At 50.4% G+C, this 15,146-nt stretch carries 19 protein-coding genes; 2 read left to right on the top strand and 17 right to left on the bottom strand.

All coding sequences use genetic code 11. The features are described 5' to 3' along the window. Positions 1–18: 18 nt before the first annotated feature. From ACTHS8_RS00795 to ilvD, 6 genes are all read right to left on the bottom strand, one after another. Positions 19–237 (bottom strand): hypothetical protein, encoded by a 219-nt coding sequence (locus tag ACTHS8_RS00795; RefSeq protein ID WP_440372697.1) that lies wholly within the window; start codon positions 235–237, stop codon positions 19–21. 155 nt (positions 238–392) lie between these two features. Continuing rightward, the gene (locus ACTHS8_RS00790) at positions 393–824 is read right to left on the bottom strand and encodes a gamma-butyrobetaine hydroxylase-like domain-containing protein (RefSeq protein ID WP_070589238.1); all 432 of its coding nucleotides are present in this window, start codon (positions 822–824) and stop codon (positions 393–395) included. Position 825: 1 nt separating this feature from the next. Beyond that, entirely contained in the window at positions 826–1,059 is a 234-nt protein-coding gene (locus tag ACTHS8_RS00785) for a cytochrome b6 (protein WP_440372696.1), read from the bottom strand. 76 nt (positions 1,060–1,135) lie between these two features. Beyond that, positions 1,136–2,425, bottom strand: coding sequence for a CAP domain-containing protein (locus tag ACTHS8_RS00780; protein ID WP_440372695.1), 1,290 nt, complete (start codon positions 2,423–2,425; stop codon positions 1,136–1,138). Between the two features lie 68 nt (positions 2,426–2,493). Continuing rightward, complete coding sequence (locus ACTHS8_RS00775) at positions 2,494–2,625, bottom strand: hypothetical protein (RefSeq protein ID WP_283122181.1); 132 nt, start codon at positions 2,623–2,625, stop codon at positions 2,494–2,496. Positions 2,626–2,694: 69 nt separating this feature from the next. Continuing rightward, positions 2,695–4,554 carry a dihydroxy-acid dehydratase gene (gene ilvD / locus ACTHS8_RS00770; protein WP_049328469.1) on the bottom strand — a complete coding sequence of 620 codons (1,860 nt, stop codon included), beginning with the start codon at positions 4,552–4,554 and terminating at the stop codon, positions 2,695–2,697. 279 nt (positions 4,555–4,833) lie between these two features. Between ilvD and ACTHS8_RS00765 the strand changes: the two genes are divergently transcribed. After that, positions 4,834–5,397, top strand: coding sequence for a YceI family protein (locus ACTHS8_RS00765; RefSeq protein ID WP_440372694.1), 564 nt, complete (start codon positions 4,834–4,836; stop codon positions 5,395–5,397). A 69-nt stretch (positions 5,398–5,466) separates the two neighbouring features. Here the strand turns inward: ACTHS8_RS00765 and ACTHS8_RS00760 are convergent, their stop codons facing one another. Together ACTHS8_RS00760 and ACTHS8_RS00755 are read right to left on the bottom strand one after the other, a co-directional pair. Continuing rightward, the gene (locus ACTHS8_RS00760) at positions 5,467–6,414 is read right to left on the bottom strand and encodes a bile acid:sodium symporter family protein (RefSeq protein WP_250580229.1); all 948 of its coding nucleotides are present in this window, start codon (positions 6,412–6,414) and stop codon (positions 5,467–5,469) included. Positions 6,415–6,563: 149 nt separating this feature from the next. After that, entirely contained in the window at positions 6,564–7,445 is an 882-nt protein-coding gene (locus ACTHS8_RS00755) for an NAD(P)H-hydrate dehydratase (protein ID WP_440372693.1), read from the bottom strand. Between the two features lie 53 nt (positions 7,446–7,498). Between ACTHS8_RS00755 and ACTHS8_RS00750 the strand changes: the two genes are divergently transcribed. After that, a complete protein-coding gene (locus ACTHS8_RS00750; RefSeq protein ID WP_440372692.1) occupies positions 7,499–8,155 on the top strand; it encodes a cytochrome b/b6 domain-containing protein in 657 nt (218 codons plus the stop codon). An 88-nt stretch (positions 8,156–8,243) separates the two neighbouring features. Here the strand turns inward: ACTHS8_RS00750 and ACTHS8_RS00745 are convergent, their stop codons facing one another. The 9 genes from ACTHS8_RS00745 to ACTHS8_RS00705 form a co-directional block, all read right to left on the bottom strand. Continuing rightward, entirely contained in the window at positions 8,244–9,332 is a 1,089-nt protein-coding gene (locus tag ACTHS8_RS00745) for a methyltransferase (protein WP_440372691.1), read from the bottom strand. A gap of 36 nt (positions 9,333–9,368) precedes the next feature. Next, entirely contained in the window at positions 9,369–11,072 is a 1,704-nt protein-coding gene (locus tag ACTHS8_RS00740) for an AMP-binding protein (protein WP_440372690.1), read from the bottom strand. Between the two features lie 15 nt (positions 11,073–11,087). Beyond that, on the bottom strand, positions 11,088–11,843 hold the full coding sequence (locus ACTHS8_RS00735) for a hypothetical protein (protein ID WP_440372689.1): 756 nt from the start codon (positions 11,841–11,843) through the stop codon (positions 11,088–11,090). 39 nt (positions 11,844–11,882) lie between these two features. Then, complete coding sequence (locus ACTHS8_RS00730) at positions 11,883–12,422, bottom strand: hypothetical protein (RefSeq protein WP_440372688.1); 540 nt, start codon at positions 12,420–12,422, stop codon at positions 11,883–11,885. A gap of 119 nt (positions 12,423–12,541) precedes the next feature. Beyond that, the gene (locus tag ACTHS8_RS00725; RefSeq protein WP_440372687.1) at positions 12,542–12,982 is read right to left on the bottom strand and encodes a hypothetical protein; all 441 of its coding nucleotides are present in this window, start codon (positions 12,980–12,982) and stop codon (positions 12,542–12,544) included. Between the two features lie 118 nt (positions 12,983–13,100). After that, positions 13,101–13,349 (bottom strand): acyl carrier protein, encoded by a 249-nt coding sequence (locus ACTHS8_RS00720; protein WP_003680823.1) that lies wholly within the window; start codon positions 13,347–13,349, stop codon positions 13,101–13,103. 12 nt (positions 13,350–13,361) lie between these two features. After that, the gene (locus tag ACTHS8_RS00715; protein WP_003680822.1) at positions 13,362–13,622 is read right to left on the bottom strand and encodes a phosphopantetheine-binding protein; all 261 of its coding nucleotides are present in this window, start codon (positions 13,620–13,622) and stop codon (positions 13,362–13,364) included. Further along, entirely contained in the window at positions 13,619–14,377 is a 759-nt protein-coding gene (locus ACTHS8_RS00710) for a lysophospholipid acyltransferase family protein (protein ID WP_250580209.1), read from the bottom strand. Before ACTHS8_RS00710 ends, ACTHS8_RS00715 begins: the two co-directional genes overlap by 4 nt. Further along, positions 14,374–15,135: a beta-ketoacyl synthase chain length factor gene (locus ACTHS8_RS00705; RefSeq protein ID WP_440372686.1), complete on the bottom strand. Its 762-nt coding sequence runs from the start codon at positions 15,133–15,135 to the stop codon at positions 14,374–14,376. The genes ACTHS8_RS00710 and ACTHS8_RS00705 overlap by 4 nt, the downstream gene beginning before the upstream one ends. Between the last annotated feature and the right edge of the window lie 11 nt (positions 15,136–15,146).

Raw genomic sequence — 15,146 nt, 5'->3', positions numbered from 1 at the left:
TCTTAAAATAATACGGATTCAGATATCGAATACGTCGAAATCGCCAACCACTTTCGACGCGGGAAATATAGTTTGTGCCTGCCGCTCCAGCATCAGGCGTTGTTCTTCTTCGGTATAAAGTGCGCTGATGTGGATCAGATAAAGTTGTTTCACATTGGCTTGCAAAGCCAGCTTGGCTGCATCGGATACGGTTGAATGGAGCTGTCTCTTCATCGCCTGCCGAAAAGGTTGCTTCATGCACCAAAACGTCTGCGTTTTGTGCGGCGCGCACTGCCTGCAGGCAAGTTTTGGTATCGCTAAAGATAGTCGCTACCCATCCTTTTTTGGGCGGGGAGAGAAACGCTTTGCCGTCAATGATTCTGCCATCATCCAATATTACGGTCTCGCCTTTTTCAGACGGCCTTTCCGCCGCAACCGCCGCTGCCGCAGGAATGTGTGCGTTTGGGTTTCAAATCTTCGGCACTTGGTGTTCTGGACGCGCCGGCTTTTTTGAGGCGGTCGAGATAGTCTTGCCAAAGCGCGTCTTGATTGTGCGCCAGTCGGTAGAGATAGTCCCAGTCGTAAAGGCCGCTGTCGTGGCCGTCTGAAAAAGTAATTTTCAATGCGTATTGGCCGACAGGGTCTAAATCGGTAATGCTGACTTCGGCTTTGCCTGTTTGCAAAACATCTTGACCTGGACCGTGTCCGCGCACTTCCGCGCTGGGGGAGTACACGCGTAGGTATTCGGCAGGAAGGCTTTTGGCACCGTCAACATAGACCAAAGTCAGTACGCGCCGCTCTTGCTGGAGGCGGATTTCTTGTGGAATTTTATCGGCTTGGGTCATGTCATGCTCCGTTCTTTGTACGCAAATAGGCAACGCATACAGAAAAAATACCGCCAAGTACGGCAAACAGCACGATTGCGTAGAGTGAAAACCGTATTAGGCTCACTTGTGTGTCTGCCGTCAGTCCCAAAGGCAGCAACATCACGGCAACGAACAGTAAAAACGCGGCCAACATGGCGGCAATGCTGGCAAAGGCATAGCGGGTATTGGCTGCTGTTTGCGGATGTTTGGTCATATTGGATAGCTTGCCGTAGGGTGGTGAGGCGGTATTTTATCAGCTTTTTGGTGCTTCATGCCGTCTGAAAACGGCTTTATTTCCATAAATAAAGTGTAATGGCGCGCCTGTCTTCGCCTTCGGGCATTAAGCGGATGCTGCTGCCTTTGCTTCCGTTGACGCGAATAATGATGCCGCCGGCCTGCCGCTCGATAATGTCGATTTGGGTGTCACGGTTCGTTCGGTAGTTGTAGCGTTCACATTGTTTCAAGCACCAAAAATCCTGCCAATGGATAAAATATTTTTGTCCGGATTCGATGGCCAGTGTTTCGCCGCCTTTGACGATGAAGTAAGGATAATCGGGTTTTTGTGTGCTGAATGTCCATTCGGCCGTTCTGTCTTTTCCGTTTTGACGGTATTCGAACACGGCACGGTAATCGGTGTCGTATTCCAATGGCTGTAAGGGAAACAGCGCAAATTGGCGTTCGGTCAGGAGGCGGTTTGGGTCATTATCTTTATCTAAGATTTTGACATCTCTGATTTCTTTTGTGTCCTGATACAGTTTGAACGAACGCATTTTGACCGGAGGCGATTGTTCTGAGAACGCGATGCTGACCGGATTGCCGGTCATTTCATAATGCGGCATAGGGTCGGGACGCTCGCCATGGAAAACCGGCGAAGCGAAGTTGCCTTGCGGATAGGTGATGTAAGGCCGGAGATTGCGGTTGGAAATTTCATCCGCATAAACAATGGCATGGCCATGACAGGCATCTTGATAAAATGAGCGGCTGAGGTCGGATAGGGGGCGGTTTTTTTGGCAGAGGCTGTTGAATCTGCTGTCGCCCTGATTGATGCTCAACGCGATTTGTTTACCTTGCGATTCATATGCGGCTCCGGCCTCGTCGATATTTTGATCGAGTAAGGAGAGACGGTGGTAAATCGCCGTCATTAGGTTGTCCAGCTGATGTTGGGCAGGTAGGTGGTCGTTGATTTTTTCGTTTGGCGGATGCTGGCCGGTACTGACGTTTTCATGCACGCCTTTATAGGCATAACCGGCTTTGCGCGTGCGGTCTGATGGGCGTGGGCCTGTATAAAAGGGATTGCGCGTATTGTGTTCGTCATGGCCGTCGTCAGGGTTTTGCAGCAGATAGCGGGCATGATTGCGCGCTGCGCGTTCGAGTGTGGCTGAGTGCGCCAGTGCGGGCAGATTGGCTGAGTCGCGGAGGAAGTTTAAATACGCCAAGGCGTCAAAATCGGCAACGGCAGAACGATTTTGCGGCGGTTGGGCGTAGATGAGCTGGTCTTCGGAATAGCGATGGGTTTCGTAGTATTGGAATATGCCGAGGGCGATGGCAAAACCACCCAGCCAGTAAAGAATGTGTTTCATTATATGTACTGCGTTCAGACGGCCTTGAGCTACGGCTCTTTCCCCTTGAAACCCATGCCGTTAAATGATTATTTTGATAGCGGCTTGACTTGGAATGCGTCAGGATGGGATTTGAAATATTCGACAGCGATAAATCCGCCGCCAATAATAATCAACAGGGCAATGGCCATGCCGATCATCGCTAAAATGAATTTGTCCATATGTGTCCGTTTGAATGAAGGCCGTCTGAAACACTTGAAAGCGTTCAGACGGCCTTAAAGTCAGGTTAATTAACGTTCGATTTGCGATACGTCGCGTACTGCGCCTTTGTCGGCGGAAGTCGCCATCGCGCCGTAGGCACGCAGGGCGGCGGAGACGTAGCGGTCGCGGTTTTCCGGTTTCCACGCTTTGCTGCCGCGCGCTTCCATTTCGGCACGGCGTGCGGCAAGCTCTTCATCGGAAATGACAAGGTGGATGCTGCGGTTTGGAATGTCGATTTCGATGGTGTCGCCTTCGTGTACCAAACCGATGGCGCCGCCTTCTGCCGCTTCAGGTGAAGCGTGGCCGATGGACAGGCCGGAAGTACCGCCGGAGAAGCGGCCGTCGGTCAGCAGGGCGCAGGCTTTGCCCAAACCTTTGGATTTCAGGTAAGAAGTCGGGTACAGCATTTCTTGCATGCCCGGGCCGCCTTTAGGGCCTTCGTAGCGGATGATGACGATATCGCCTGCCACAATTTGGTTGCCCAAAATGCCTTCTACTGCATCTTCTTGGCTTTCAAACACGCGGGCGCGGCCGGTAAATTTGAGGATGCTCTCGTCCACGCCTGCGGTTTTTACCACGCAACCGCGCTCGGCGATGTTGCCGAACAATACTGCCAAGCCGCCGTCTTGCGAGTAGGCATGTTCGACATCGCGGATACAGCCTTTTTCGCGGTCGAGGTCGAGGGTTTTCCACATACGGTTTTGTGAGAACGCCTGAGTAGTGCGCACGCCGCCTGGAGCCGCTTTGAAACGCTCGATGGCATGAGTGTTTTCAGGGTTGGTCACGTCCCATTTTTCAATCGCGTCTTTCAGGGTCGGCGCGTGGATGGTGTACACGTCGGTGTGCAGTTTGCCTGCTTTGTCCAATTCTTTCAGGATGGCGAAGATGCCACCGGCACGGTGCACGTCTTCCATGTAGTAGTCGTGGTTGTTTGGCGCGGTTTTACAGATGCAAGGTACAACGCGGCTTAAGCGGTCGATGTCTGCCATTTTGAAATCGACACCGGCTTCGTTGGCAACGGCCAACAGGTGCAAAATGGTATTGGTAGAGCCGCCCATGGCGATGTCCATGGTCATGGCGTTTTCAAACGCTTTTTTAGTGGCAATGCTGCGCGGCAATACGGTTTCGTCGTCTTGCTCGTAATAGCGTTTGGTGATTTCGACAATCATGCGGCCGGCTTCGAGGAACAATTCTTTGCGGCCTGCGTGGGTCGCCAAGTATGAACCATTGCCGGGTAGGGAAAGGCCGAGTGCTTCGGTCAGACAGTTCATGGAGTTGGCGGTAAACATGCCGGAGCAGGAGCCGCAAGTCGGACAGGCGTTTTGCTCGACTTCTTCGACTTGTTTGTCGGTGATATTGTCGTCAGCCGATTCGATCATGGCATCAATCAAGTCCAGACGGCGTTCTGGTTGAATATTGGCTACGCCGATAACTTTACCGGCTTCCATCGGGCCACCAGAAACGAAGATGGTCGGAATGTTCAGGCGCATGGCGGCAATCAGCATGCCCGGAGTGATTTTGTCGCAGTTGGAAATGCACACCAGCGCGTCGGCGCAGTGGGCATTGACCATGTATTCGATGGAGTCGGCAATCAGGTCGCGGCTGGGCAGGGAGTAGAGCATACCGCTGTGGCCCATGGCGATACCGTCGTCAATAGCGATGGTGTTGAATTCTTTGGCAATGCCGCCGGCTTTTTCGATTTCACGGGCAACCAGTTGACCCATATTGTGCAGGTGTACATGGCCTGGGACGAATTGGGTGAAGGAGTTGGCAATGGCGATAATTGGTTTGCCGAAGTCGGTTTCCATCACGCCGGTCGCACGCCACAATGCGCGCGCGCCTGCCATATTGCGGCCGTGGGTAGAGGTTTTGGAGCGGTATTCAGGCATTTTTGTTCCTTTGTTTTATGCTGAGGCCGTCTGAAATAGGCTGGTTGGTTGGCGGCCTGTTGTAGAAATAACTCGATATTTTATACCAATTACGAGCGATGAAGCACGCTATTTTGTAATAAAACTAAACTGTATTTGCTTCACCTGAATTTGCTGCACAATTTTTTCAGACGGCCTGAAGTTTTCTTAAGATGAAACGCTGTCTTTCCCAGTTGCAAAAGATGTTGGCATCAAAAAGTGATATGATAGGGAACTTCTCACATTTCTAAGGATAAGACGATGAAAAAAATCATGTTTGCATTGTGTTCGGCCATGTTGGCTTCTGCTGCGTCTGCCGCTGTTTATAAAGTGGACGAATTCCATGCCAATGCCCGCTTTGCCATCGACCATTTCAACACCAGCACCAACGTCGGCGGTATTTATGGTTTGACCGGCAATTTGGAATTTGACCGTGTCAAACGCCAAGGCTCTATCGATATCGTATTGCCTTTGTCCAAACTGCAAACCGGTTCGGACCACTTTACCCAACACTTGAAATCTGCCGATATTTTCAATGCAGACAAATACCCTGAAATCCGTTTTGTATCCACCAAATTCAATTTCAACGGCAAAAAACTGCTGTCTGTTGACGGCAATCTGACCATGAACGGCAAAACTGAGCCGGTAAAACTCAAAGCCGACAAATTCAACTGCTACCAAAGCCCGATGGCTAAAGCAGAAGTGTGCGGCGGCGACTTCAGCACCACCATCGACCGTACCAAATGGGGCTTGGATTATTTGGTAAGCGCCGGTATGAGCAAAAAAGTTAACATCAATATTCAAATCGAAGCCGTGAAACAATAATCCTGTTTGATTTCAAAATAAAGGCCGTCTGAACGGAATCTGTTCAGACGGCCTTATGATTAAAAACGTTTAGGATTCTTTATTTTTATCGGCTTTGGCTGCCCAATAAGTTGCCAGAAGCGAGCCGGAGATATTGTGCCACACGCTGAACAATGCACTGGGAACGGCAACAACCGGCGCGGCGGCAAAGTGTGCGGCGGCAAGGGCGGCGCCTAAGCCTGAGTTTTGCATACCGACCTCGATGGCCAGCGTTTTTTGTGCATCATAAGGCAGGCCGGTCCATTTGGCAGCAAAGAAGCCGAGCAGATAGCCAATACCGTTGTGGAGTACGACAACTGAAAAAATCAGCAGGCCGCTTTCAATAATCTTGCCTTTGCTGGCGCCGACTACCGCGCCGATAATCAGCACGATGGCGGCAACGGAAACCAGCGGCAGCGCATCGGTCAGTTTTTCAGTTTTGTTGCCCAAGACTTTATGGACAATCAAACCCAAAACGATGGGGAGTAAAACCATTTTGACGATGGACATCAACATGCCGCCCGCTTGGATTTCAAGCATTTCGCCGGCAAGCATCAGGAAGATGGCAGGGGTCAGCAATGGGGAAATCAGGGTAGAAACCGATGTAACGGCAACCGACAAAGCCACATTGCCGCGCGCCAAATAGGTTATCACATTGGAAGCCGTACCGCCCGGACAGCAGCCGACCAAAATCACACCGACTGCGATTTCGGCAGGCAGGTTCAACAGTTTCGCCAGTAGATAGGCAGTCGCAGGCATGATGGCGAATTGGGCAATCACGCCGATAATGACGGCTTTGGGGTGTTTGAACAAAATGTCAAAGTCGGAGGGTTTGAGGGTCAAGCCCATGCCGAACATGATGACGCCCAGTAGCCAAGGAATGTAAGGGCCGACCCATTTGAAGGTGTCGGGTGCGAAAAAAGCGATGCCGGCAAAGAGCGCGGCCCAGAGGGAAAAGGTCTTTCCGATAAAATTACTGATTTTGTTGAGGGTATTCATGATGATATGTTGTGAAGTTGTTTTTAAGGGAAACCAAGGATACACGCCTTAACCTTAATTTGCAAAATGGCTTAAAATAAATAAGGCCGTCTGAAAATAAGGATTGATTTTCAGACGGCCTGCAATTTGTATTTATGATATAGACAGTATTACTCTTTTGATAAAATATTGCGCAGCCATCGGGCGGTAGGTGCGATTTCTCCAGCGAGCATACCGGTTTCGATTTGGCCGCTGTGTTTGATGACATCGGCCGCCGCACCATGCAGCCATACGCCGGCGCAGGCGGCTTGGAATACCGGAATGCCTTGTGCCAGCAGGCTGCCGATAATGCCGCTCAAGACATCGCCGCTGCCTGCGGTAGCCAATCCGGCATTGCCACTGGTGTTGGTATAGACTATGCCGTCTGCCGTGGCCACTAATGTATGATGGCCTTTCAATACGACGGTCGCGCCATATTTACGGCTGATTTCGGTTACGGCTTTTCGTCTGTCTGCCTGAACTGATTGGGTATCGGTACCGAGCAGGCGGGCGGCTTCGGCCGGATGAGGTGTCAGGACGATATGTTTGTACGATTTGAGGCGTTCGGCCAATTCGGAAGAACGGGCGAGCAGTGTCAGGGCATCGGCATCGAGCAATAAAGGCTGATCATGGTGTGTAGACAGGATTTGGGACAGCAGCTGCCCTGATAATCCGTCCAAGCCAAAGCCGCAGCCGATTACGCGTGCGCTGATATCGTTGCGTTTCATCAATTGGGCCGCAGTAGCGAGCATGATTTCAGGGCGTTCGGGAATAATGGCAAAAGGCAGCGTGGCCTGGTTGAAGCCTGCCCAAACCTTGCCGCACCCTAGATATATGGCGGCTGTGGCTGCCAAAACCACCGCACCGCTCATGCCTGTTGCGCCGCCGATAATGGCAAGCGTGCCGTATGTGCCTTTGTGTGATTCTTGGGCGCGGGGGCGGAATACGTCGGGAAATGCTAAGGCCGTCTGAAAAGCTTGAAGCGATTCAGGAAGCGTGTAGATGGGCTGCATGGCGTAACCTTCCAAGATAAGAAATTTAATTTTAAATCAGAAAGTAAAAGGTAATGAAGCAAAAAATAAAAGTTTGGGACGCACCTACGCGCCTGTTCCATTGGCTCTTGGTGTTATTAATGGGATTTATGTGGTACAGCGCAACCCAAGGCGGCGATATGCTGGTATGGCACTTGCGCGGCGGCTTGTTGATGCTGGCGTTGGTGGTTTTCCGCTTGTGCTGGGGGATATGGGGCAGCGATACGGCAAAATTCAGCCGATTTGTGCGTCCGTTTTCCGAAATCCGCCGCTACACGCAAGGCCAAATGTCTGAAAACGAATTGGTCGGCCACAATCCTTTGGGAGCACTGATGGTCATCGCTTTATTGGCTGCCTTGGTTTTTCAGACGGCCACAGGCTTATTTGCCGCCGATGAAAATACGTTTACCAATTCCGGCTTTTTGAATCATTTGGTTAGCGAACACGCCGGTACGCTGGCGCGAAAAATCCATGTCAATTTCTTTAATGCTTTAGCTGTTTTGGCGGGCGTACATATCGCGGCTGTTTTGCTGTATCGCTTTGTGAAAAAACAGGATTTGATTACGCCGATGATTAACGGCTTTAAAACCATCGATGCCAAGCAGCCTAAATTGGCCGGAGTGGGGCAACTGTTTGCCGCTTTGTTGGTAGCGATTGCGTTAGTGTACGCAGTATGGATGTTGCGCGGCTGATGTTTTAAGGCTGATACCTAAAACAAACCGACCCTGATAGCGAAATGGCTGTTGGGGTCGGTTTCTTTTAGGGTTTAAAAGATGATGTTCAGACAGCCTTAACGCAGCGCAAGATGCTGTGGCCGCGGCCGATGCCGTCTGAAATTTCTGCTACTTTCAATCCGGCTTTTTCAACGCAACGGATCAGGTCTTCAGAATGGAAGATTTTGCTGTTGCCGTTGGCCATGGCAGTGAAATACAGACTGGTCATGGTCAGGCAGTAGGCGGCGGTTTCGTAGCGTTGTCTGTCCCAGAAAGGCTCCATGATGTAGAGGTTGGTGTTTTCGCTCATAGAAGCAGAGGCGCGTTGAAGAATGCTGGTGGCTTGTTCCTCGGTGAAACAGTCTAGGAATTGGCTCATCCAGATCGCGTCAAAACCGGTCGGGAATGGAATCTCAGGATCAAGCAGGTTGGCCGGATGGGCGTGGATACGGTCTGCGCCGTTTTTGCCTTTGGTCGCTTCGCGCATCAAGCCGATTTGTTGCGGCAGATCCATGATGGTTACTTCGACTTCGGCATTGTGGTTGACGCATTGCTCCGCCCAACGACCGGTATTGCCGCCGACATCGAGCAGTTTTTTAACCGGTTTGGCGAACACAGTGTTGAGTGCTTCGGCGAAGGAGTTGTCGGAATAATAATGGTCGAATGCAAACCATTTTTCCTGTGCGATGCTTGGCAATGAAGACAAGCCTTCGTAAATGGTCGGCCAGTCGCCGAATACTTTCAGGCCTTCGGGCTTGCCGGTTTGCAGGGTTTTTTCCAAATCAAACATGCCTAGGTAGCAGATTTCTTGTGTGAAATCCATGTTGACGCGGGCCATTTTGTCTTTGAGGACAAACCAACCGGCCTTGCTGATGAAATAGCGGTTGTCGCGAGTTAAGACAGTACCGATAGACAGAGAAGCTTCCAGCAGGACTTGTGCCGCGTAGTTGCTGATTTTCGTTTTTTCAGCGATTTCGGCTTGAGTGAGGCCGTCTGGATGGTCGTTCAGCAGGTCCAGAATGCCAAATTTCACCATCAGGCGGGAAACTTGGAACACAATCGGTGCAAAAGCGATTTCTTGAGCCAGACGTTGAGCCTCGCCTGCGGACTGGTGTTCGTGGGAGTAGCGTTGTTCTAGGGCGGGGAAGAGTTGCATATTGTTGGTTTTCCACTAAAAAGTTAATAAGTATATTCAGACGGCCTCAAACACAATCCGTCCTGATGCACACGGATGCTCTCCGTTGTTGATTTTAAAGCTCAGTTTGTTTTTACTTTCATCAAATTTCAGCTCTACCGACACTTCATCGTGAGGACGGATAAACTGTTGATATTTTAGATTTTCGATGCGGATGACGCGCTGTTTACTCCATGGCTGGGGCGCGATCAGGTTGCGCACCCATTGCAGTTCGACCACGCCGGGAACCAGCGGGAAGGTGGCAAAATGGCCGCCGAAATAAACCAAATCCAAAGGCACGCGCCCGATAAAAGTTTCGGTATTGGTTTCATCGTCAGATGATGTTTTCGACCAAACGGGCGAAGTTTGGGCAACGGTAAAGGCCGTCTGAAAATCTGCCGCGGCGATTTTGGCTTGGGCGTTGCGCGGCAGGCTGTCGGTAAAACGCCAGTAGCGCGGTAGGGCGATGGTGTCCTGTGTGGCGGCCAGATGGCGTTTGAGCGTATCGGCAACCGCAGCACGGCCTTTCTCACGCAAGGCGGCGATACCGTCTGCGTTCAACGCCGCCCATATGGCGATGCGTTGATGTTGCGGATGGCGGCCGCAGTGGGCGTCGGCAATCCAAGGGTGTTGTAAAAGTTCGTGTTCGATTTGGGTCAGCGACACGCGTTTGTCCTCAAATTTAATAATGCGGTCTTGGCGACCGAGTAACAGAAAACCGTCATTTTGCGGCTCGATCAAATCGGCTGTTTGACGGCGTTCGGGCGACCAAGGCGAAGAAGCCCACAGTGCGCCTTCTTCATTTTGCCCGATTTCCACGCCTTTGAAAGGCTGCCATTCTTGGCGTTCGCAACGTGAGGCAATCACGCCGGTTTCGGTACTGCCATAAACTTCAAACGGGCGGACGGCAGCCTGTTGCAGCAAATCCGCCGTGGCGGAAGGAAGCGCGCCTCCGGCCGAGACAATGCCTGCAATTTTATGGCCGATACTTTGCCAGTTGCGGTTTTCACCCAAGCGGTTGAGTACGGCCGGACTGGCAATCCACACCACTTTATTATGTGCGGCCGTGCTGGAAAGCAGGTTTTCTGGATAAACCGCCTGCTGTCGCTCCATAGTCCAACCCATTGTCAGAGCGAGTGCGAAGCGAAACGTGAAGCCGTAAAGGTGTTGCGGAATCACGCTACCGATCACAGTTTCACCATGTTGTCCAAATGGCAGCGTATTTGCCAAAGTCAGGGCTTCTGCCTGCATTTGCGCGGCGGTTTTCACAATAATCTGCGCTTCGCCGCTGGAGCCCGACGTTTTCAGCCATGCTTCGGCATGGTAGGGAATCAGATGGTTTTCAGGATAGGTGTTCAGCCCTTCCAAATCTGTTTTAGCTAACACATCAGGCAAGTGCCAGATGTTCAGGCCGTCTGAAGACAGCTTTTTATCTGTTGAATCCGTTAAAAACGCTTCTGCCGTTTTCCCCCAATCCAAATTGTCTTGCGCCAAATTGGGCAACAATAAAACCTTTCCGCCAGAATGCCATACTGCCAACACGGCACAGGCAAACAGCGCGGCATCGTCAAACCACAGCGCGGCCGTTTGCACGCCTGCCTGTTTCAGACGGCCTGACAGATGAAAAACCGCACGGTTGAAGTCAGTACGCGTCCAATTCGGATGGGCGGCGATAAGGTCGTGTTGGGGTAGGTCGGGGGATAGGATTTGGGTTAGGTGCATGATGGTTCTAAGGTTTTATAATTTTGATGTATTTGCCTTGGTATCTTCTTTGAATTGGGCCAAGCATTCATCGTATTGTTTGTTTGTCGTTTGGCGTACCAATTCGTAATCATTTGCCTGCCACTCTTCCAATGAATGGCTTTCACTTCTTTTGAAGCAATGGAGTAACCGATCGGTTTTGCCGTTTTGTCCGTCTAAAAAAAGGCTGACTTCATTGTTCAGAAAGAATCGGTCTCGTTTATTGAATTTTTCATAAACCAAATAGAAACGGCCCGGTTGGACAAATAGTTTTTTATTGGCACTATTGCCTTTAAATGATCGTTTTGTCGCCCAGTCGCGAACTTTTGGGGAGAATTGTTCAAAAGCAGGATTCGCAAAATTCGGTTTAATGGGCTTCCCGCTTAAACTGTGTTTGTCCAGCAGGTCAGGGCCTTCATATCCAATATGGTTGCTGTTGCGCGCAAGAATCAGTAATGCAAAAGTTGCTGTAAATACGGCTGTTTGTGCAACCCTTGCTTTTACCGTATTGGATTTACGGATAATCATCAAATTCATGCTGCTGGCTGTAGTATCGTCAGAATAACTATTGTGTATTCGGTCAATGACGGTCAGGTTTCCCGAGCGCGTTTTGATGGTGTGGCTGGCAACTTCCGTATAATTTTTCTTGTATTCGGCTTCTGCCTTTTCTTCAGGGGATAAAGGCGTTTTAGACGTTGAAGAACATGCGGTAAATGTGAAGGAAATCAGAGTAAGTAGGATGATTTTTTTCATTATGGTTATTCGTCTAATTGATGAAATATTTTTAATGGTTTAAACCTTCAAAACCAATTTCCGATAAATCCACTCTCCGGCAAATAAGATTCCCATTAACACATACGACACGACGCCTGTATAAGCCGCCCACCAATCGTAATATTGCAAGCCTGCCAAAATGGCGGCGGTTGCGCCGTTGAAGATAAAGAACGCGCACCAGATTTGCGTGACACGACGGGTATGCAGCACACCTTCGGGCGGCAGGTCGGGATGTTGCAGTCGGGCGAGGCGTTCGATAACGGTTTGTTTGGCAAACAGGCTGCCGCCGAAAACGGCAAGCATCAGAGCGTTGACGGCAACGGGATACCAATACATCGAGTCAGGCCGTCTGAAAACCAGTACCGCCGCAAAAAAGGTGGCAAGGATAATCGCCGTAATGCGTTGGGCTGTGGTTTGCGGCATGGCGGCGCGTATCAGCCATAACACACACATGGCCGCTGCAAGCCAGAAAAACGCGCCGTTTTTCCTTCCGTAATACCATAGAAGCGGATAGGCGAGGCTGGCGAGGGTCAGTAGGAGTTTTCCTAGTATTTTCATGGTTATTGTTATTTTTCAGGCGAGTTTCGTTGAGGGGTCGTCTGAAAATGTCGGGGTAAGGGCGTTTGGGTGGCAGAGATTTTCAGAGGACCATTTTTGAGAATTTCTGCGATATTGGGTTATTCGTTTTCTTCCTTATTTTTGCTTTTGTTAAAGTCGTCATATTCTTTGAACAGTTTAGAATATGTTGGATAAAGCTTGGCGATGCGGTTATGGTTTTCCGAGGTGCAGAATTTTGCAACCTCTTTGGGTTCATGAGATTTCGGATAGCGGGAAAACATTTCAGCCTGCTCTTGTTTGGTCATTTTTTTGACCGTTGGGCAGATAGGGGACATTTCTGATTTGCTGTTGACAAATCCAGCCATAGTCCATGCCAGCATCCCGTTACGTTGAGTTTCCTCGTTCGTGTTTTTTTCACAAAATTCCATATCGTTATACATATCCAATGAATCATTAATGACTTGCATGCACTCGGTATGTGACATTTTTTTGATAAGAGAAATTTCGGCGTGAGCAGATAAGGCAGGGAGTAAGAGAACAAGAGGAATAAGTTTTTTCATGGTGTTAGCTGCACATTAATGAGTAAGCGATAACTGTGACTGACGATGTCGTGATTGACTTTCAGACGACCTTGCCGATTGACAAGGCAGTCTGAAAATATGCTGATTCAAAGCGGAATCAGGAATCTTGTTGTACTTTCAAAACCGCTTGAACCACGTCTTCTACGGTGCGCACATTGCGGAAGTCTTCGGCTTGCAGTTTGCGGCCGGTTTCGCGTTTGATGTGATCGATAAGGTCGATGGCGTCGATGCTGTCGATTTCCAAATCTTCGTAGAGGTTGGTTTCGGGTTTGATGCGTTCCGGTTCGATTTCAAACAGGTTAACCAGTGCATCGGTCAGCAGGGTGCGTACTTCTTGTTCGGTCATCTTGTCTCTCCCTTATGCTTGGCGGCTCTTGACGAACTCGGCCAGTGTTTTGACGTTGGCGAAGTTTTCGCGCAGGTTGTCGTTTTCACCGTCAAGCTGGAAGCCGAAGGTTTTTTGTACGGCCAAACCAAGTTCCAATGCATCAACCGAATCCAGACCCAGGCCGTCGTCGCCGAAAAGCGGATCTTCGCTGCCGATGTCGGCAACGGTAATGTCTTCCAAGCCCAAGCTGTCGATGATTAATTGTTTGATTTGATTTTCTAAATTGCTCATGTGGTTTTCCTTGTAAAATAGTCTTGCAGGTATTCGTTTAAGCGGCGTGCGGCGATGGGCAGGGGTTTTTCTGCCAGCCATTCTTCCGGCAGGATGTCGTCGCTGACGGTAATTTCATAATGAATTTTTTGTGGCGGAATTTTGTACCACGGTTGCCCTTTTTTAAAATTGGGCGGCGTCATCTTGATGCACACGGGCGTGATGACTGATGCGCTGCGCAAACCGAGCGATACGGCGCCGCGGTGCATTTTAACCTGTCCGTCCCAACCTGTGCGCGTGCCTTCGGGGAAAATCAGCAGACTTTGCCCGCTTTTGAACACGGCGTCGATTTCTTCCAGCATTTCCATGCTTTCATCGTTGGGGATGTAGCCGGAAGCGATAATTTGGCTTTTCATGCTGGGGTTGTGCAACAGGTCTTTTTTAACCAGTACGTTCGGCTCCGAATAGTGGCTGATCAGCAAGACAACATCCAAAAGCGAGGGATGGTTGGCAAGAATGAGCTGGCCGGGCCTGCCGAGTTTTTCCAAGCCGTTGAAACGGACGCTCAATACTCCTGACCATTGCAGGTAGCCGACGAAGAAACGCCAAACTTTGCCTATCATGCGCCTTGCTTTAAGTTGGCGTTTGATGTCGCCTTTGGTCGATTTGAGCGTATAGGGCAAAAGTGCGATTTTGAACAATACGCCTGCAACGCCGAAGAGGATGAAGCCGAAAAGTGTGGCAAAAAAGCGACGGAAATAGTCTAAAGTCTTCATGCGTTTTTCTGCCAGTGCCAGTTTCTACCGGCATAGTGTTGCGTGTGTTGTCGGCCGTCTGAAAGCAGGAAGCGTACCCACTCCAAGCTGCTCCAATAGGGCTCGACTGTTGTATCGTTAGGGTTTTCAGACGGCCTTGCGGATGTGGTTTCCAAGCTTAAGGTATAGTCTTCGCCTTTGGTGATGACCAGTGCCAATGCATAGGCAAACGGCGCACGTGTGGCCAAGACGGGATAGTCTTCGGACAAGGGATCATCGGCGACAATTACTAAAACGGATGGCGCTCCGTCTTGTAAAAGCGCAAATGCCTCGGTCAGCGCGGTTTCAAAGGAATCGGCGGCAACGGCCAACGCGGTATGCTCGCTCATGTCTTTGCGCAACATCGACCATTGCCCAATCGTCGCGTTGTGGACGGACAGGCCGAATGAGGTCGGAGAGACGGTATGCGTGTTCAAAAGCTCTTGCCACAATTCAAAGCTGCGGTTGCTTTCGCCGTCGTGCGAAACGTACACCGGTACACTTTCAGGATATTGGTCGGCCAGATTCCATGCGGCATCACAAACCAAGCGCGCCGCTTTTCCCAAGCGGCGGCGTTGCATAGGCGGCAAAAAGGAGAGTGCGGGCTTGCACTCCGTCAGTGATGCGGTATCGAGTTTTCCCTGCGCCCAGTCCTGCCATTGCTCCGGCGTACTGATTTTGCTGGAGGAGGCATGCCATGCGGCAATATTGAAGCTGAAACGGCAAACGTTTTGAGGCATGATGTCTTTCA

It is taken from the genome of Neisseria sp. P0016.S008, assembly GCF_051957775.1.
GTDB lineage: Bacteria > Pseudomonadota > Gammaproteobacteria > Burkholderiales > Neisseriaceae > Neisseria > Neisseria flavescens_B.
This window is presented reverse-complemented; position numbering and strand designations above follow the sequence as displayed.

Bases quoted from the DNA above. Each gene is read 5' to 3' on its own strand.
- ACTHS8_RS00785 (WP_440372696.1), bottom strand. From the start codon at position 1,059: ATGACCAAACATCCGCAAACAGCAGCCAATACCCGCTATGCCTTTGCC.
- ACTHS8_RS00720 (WP_003680823.1), bottom strand. From the start codon at position 13,349: ATGACCGAACAAGAAGTACGCACCCTGCTGACCGATGCACTGGTTAAC.
- ACTHS8_RS00715 (WP_003680822.1), bottom strand. From the start codon at position 13,622: ATGAGCAATTTAGAAAATCAAATCAAACAATTAATCATCGACAGCTTG.
- ACTHS8_RS00750 (WP_440372692.1), top strand. From the start codon at position 7,499: ATGAAGCAAAAAATAAAAGTTTGGGACGCACCTACGCGCCTGTTCCAT.
- ACTHS8_RS00705 (WP_440372686.1), bottom strand. From the start codon at position 15,135: ATGCCTCAAAACGTTTGCCGTTTCAGCTTCAATATTGCCGCATGGCAT.
- ACTHS8_RS00775 (WP_283122181.1), bottom strand. From the start codon at position 2,625: ATGGACAAATTCATTTTAGCGATGATCGGCATGGCCATTGCCCTGTTG.
- ACTHS8_RS00765 (WP_440372694.1), top strand. From the start codon at position 4,834: ATGAAAAAAATCATGTTTGCATTGTGTTCGGCCATGTTGGCTTCTGCT.
- ACTHS8_RS00795 (WP_440372697.1), bottom strand. From the start codon at position 237: ATGAAGCAACCTTTTCGGCAGGCGATGAAGAGACAGCTCCATTCAACC.
- ACTHS8_RS00710 (WP_250580209.1), bottom strand. From the start codon at position 14,377: ATGAAGACTTTAGACTATTTCCGTCGCTTTTTTGCCACACTTTTCGGC.
- ACTHS8_RS00755 (WP_440372693.1), bottom strand. From the start codon at position 7,445: ATGCAGCCCATCTACACGCTTCCTGAATCGCTTCAAGCTTTTCAGACG.
- ACTHS8_RS00745 (WP_440372691.1), bottom strand. From the start codon at position 9,332: ATGCAACTCTTCCCCGCCCTAGAACAACGCTACTCCCACGAACACCAG.
- ACTHS8_RS00725 (WP_440372687.1), bottom strand. From the start codon at position 12,982: ATGAAAAAACTTATTCCTCTTGTTCTCTTACTCCCTGCCTTATCTGCT.
- ACTHS8_RS00790 (WP_070589238.1), bottom strand. From the start codon at position 824: ATGACCCAAGCCGATAAAATTCCACAAGAAATCCGCCTCCAGCAAGAG.
- ACTHS8_RS00735 (WP_440372689.1), bottom strand. From the start codon at position 11,843: ATGAAAAAAATCATCCTACTTACTCTGATTTCCTTCACATTTACCGCA.
- ACTHS8_RS00740 (WP_440372690.1), bottom strand. From the start codon at position 11,072: ATGCACCTAACCCAAATCCTATCCCCCGACCTACCCCAACACGACCTT.
- ilvD (WP_049328469.1), bottom strand. From the start codon at position 4,554: ATGCCTGAATACCGCTCCAAAACCTCTACCCACGGCCGCAATATGGCA.
- ACTHS8_RS00760 (WP_250580229.1), bottom strand. From the start codon at position 6,414: ATGAATACCCTCAACAAAATCAGTAATTTTATCGGAAAGACCTTTTCC.
- ACTHS8_RS00780 (WP_440372695.1), bottom strand. From the start codon at position 2,425: ATGAAACACATTCTTTACTGGCTGGGTGGTTTTGCCATCGCCCTCGGC.
- ACTHS8_RS00730 (WP_440372688.1), bottom strand. From the start codon at position 12,422: ATGAAAATACTAGGAAAACTCCTACTGACCCTCGCCAGCCTCGCCTAT.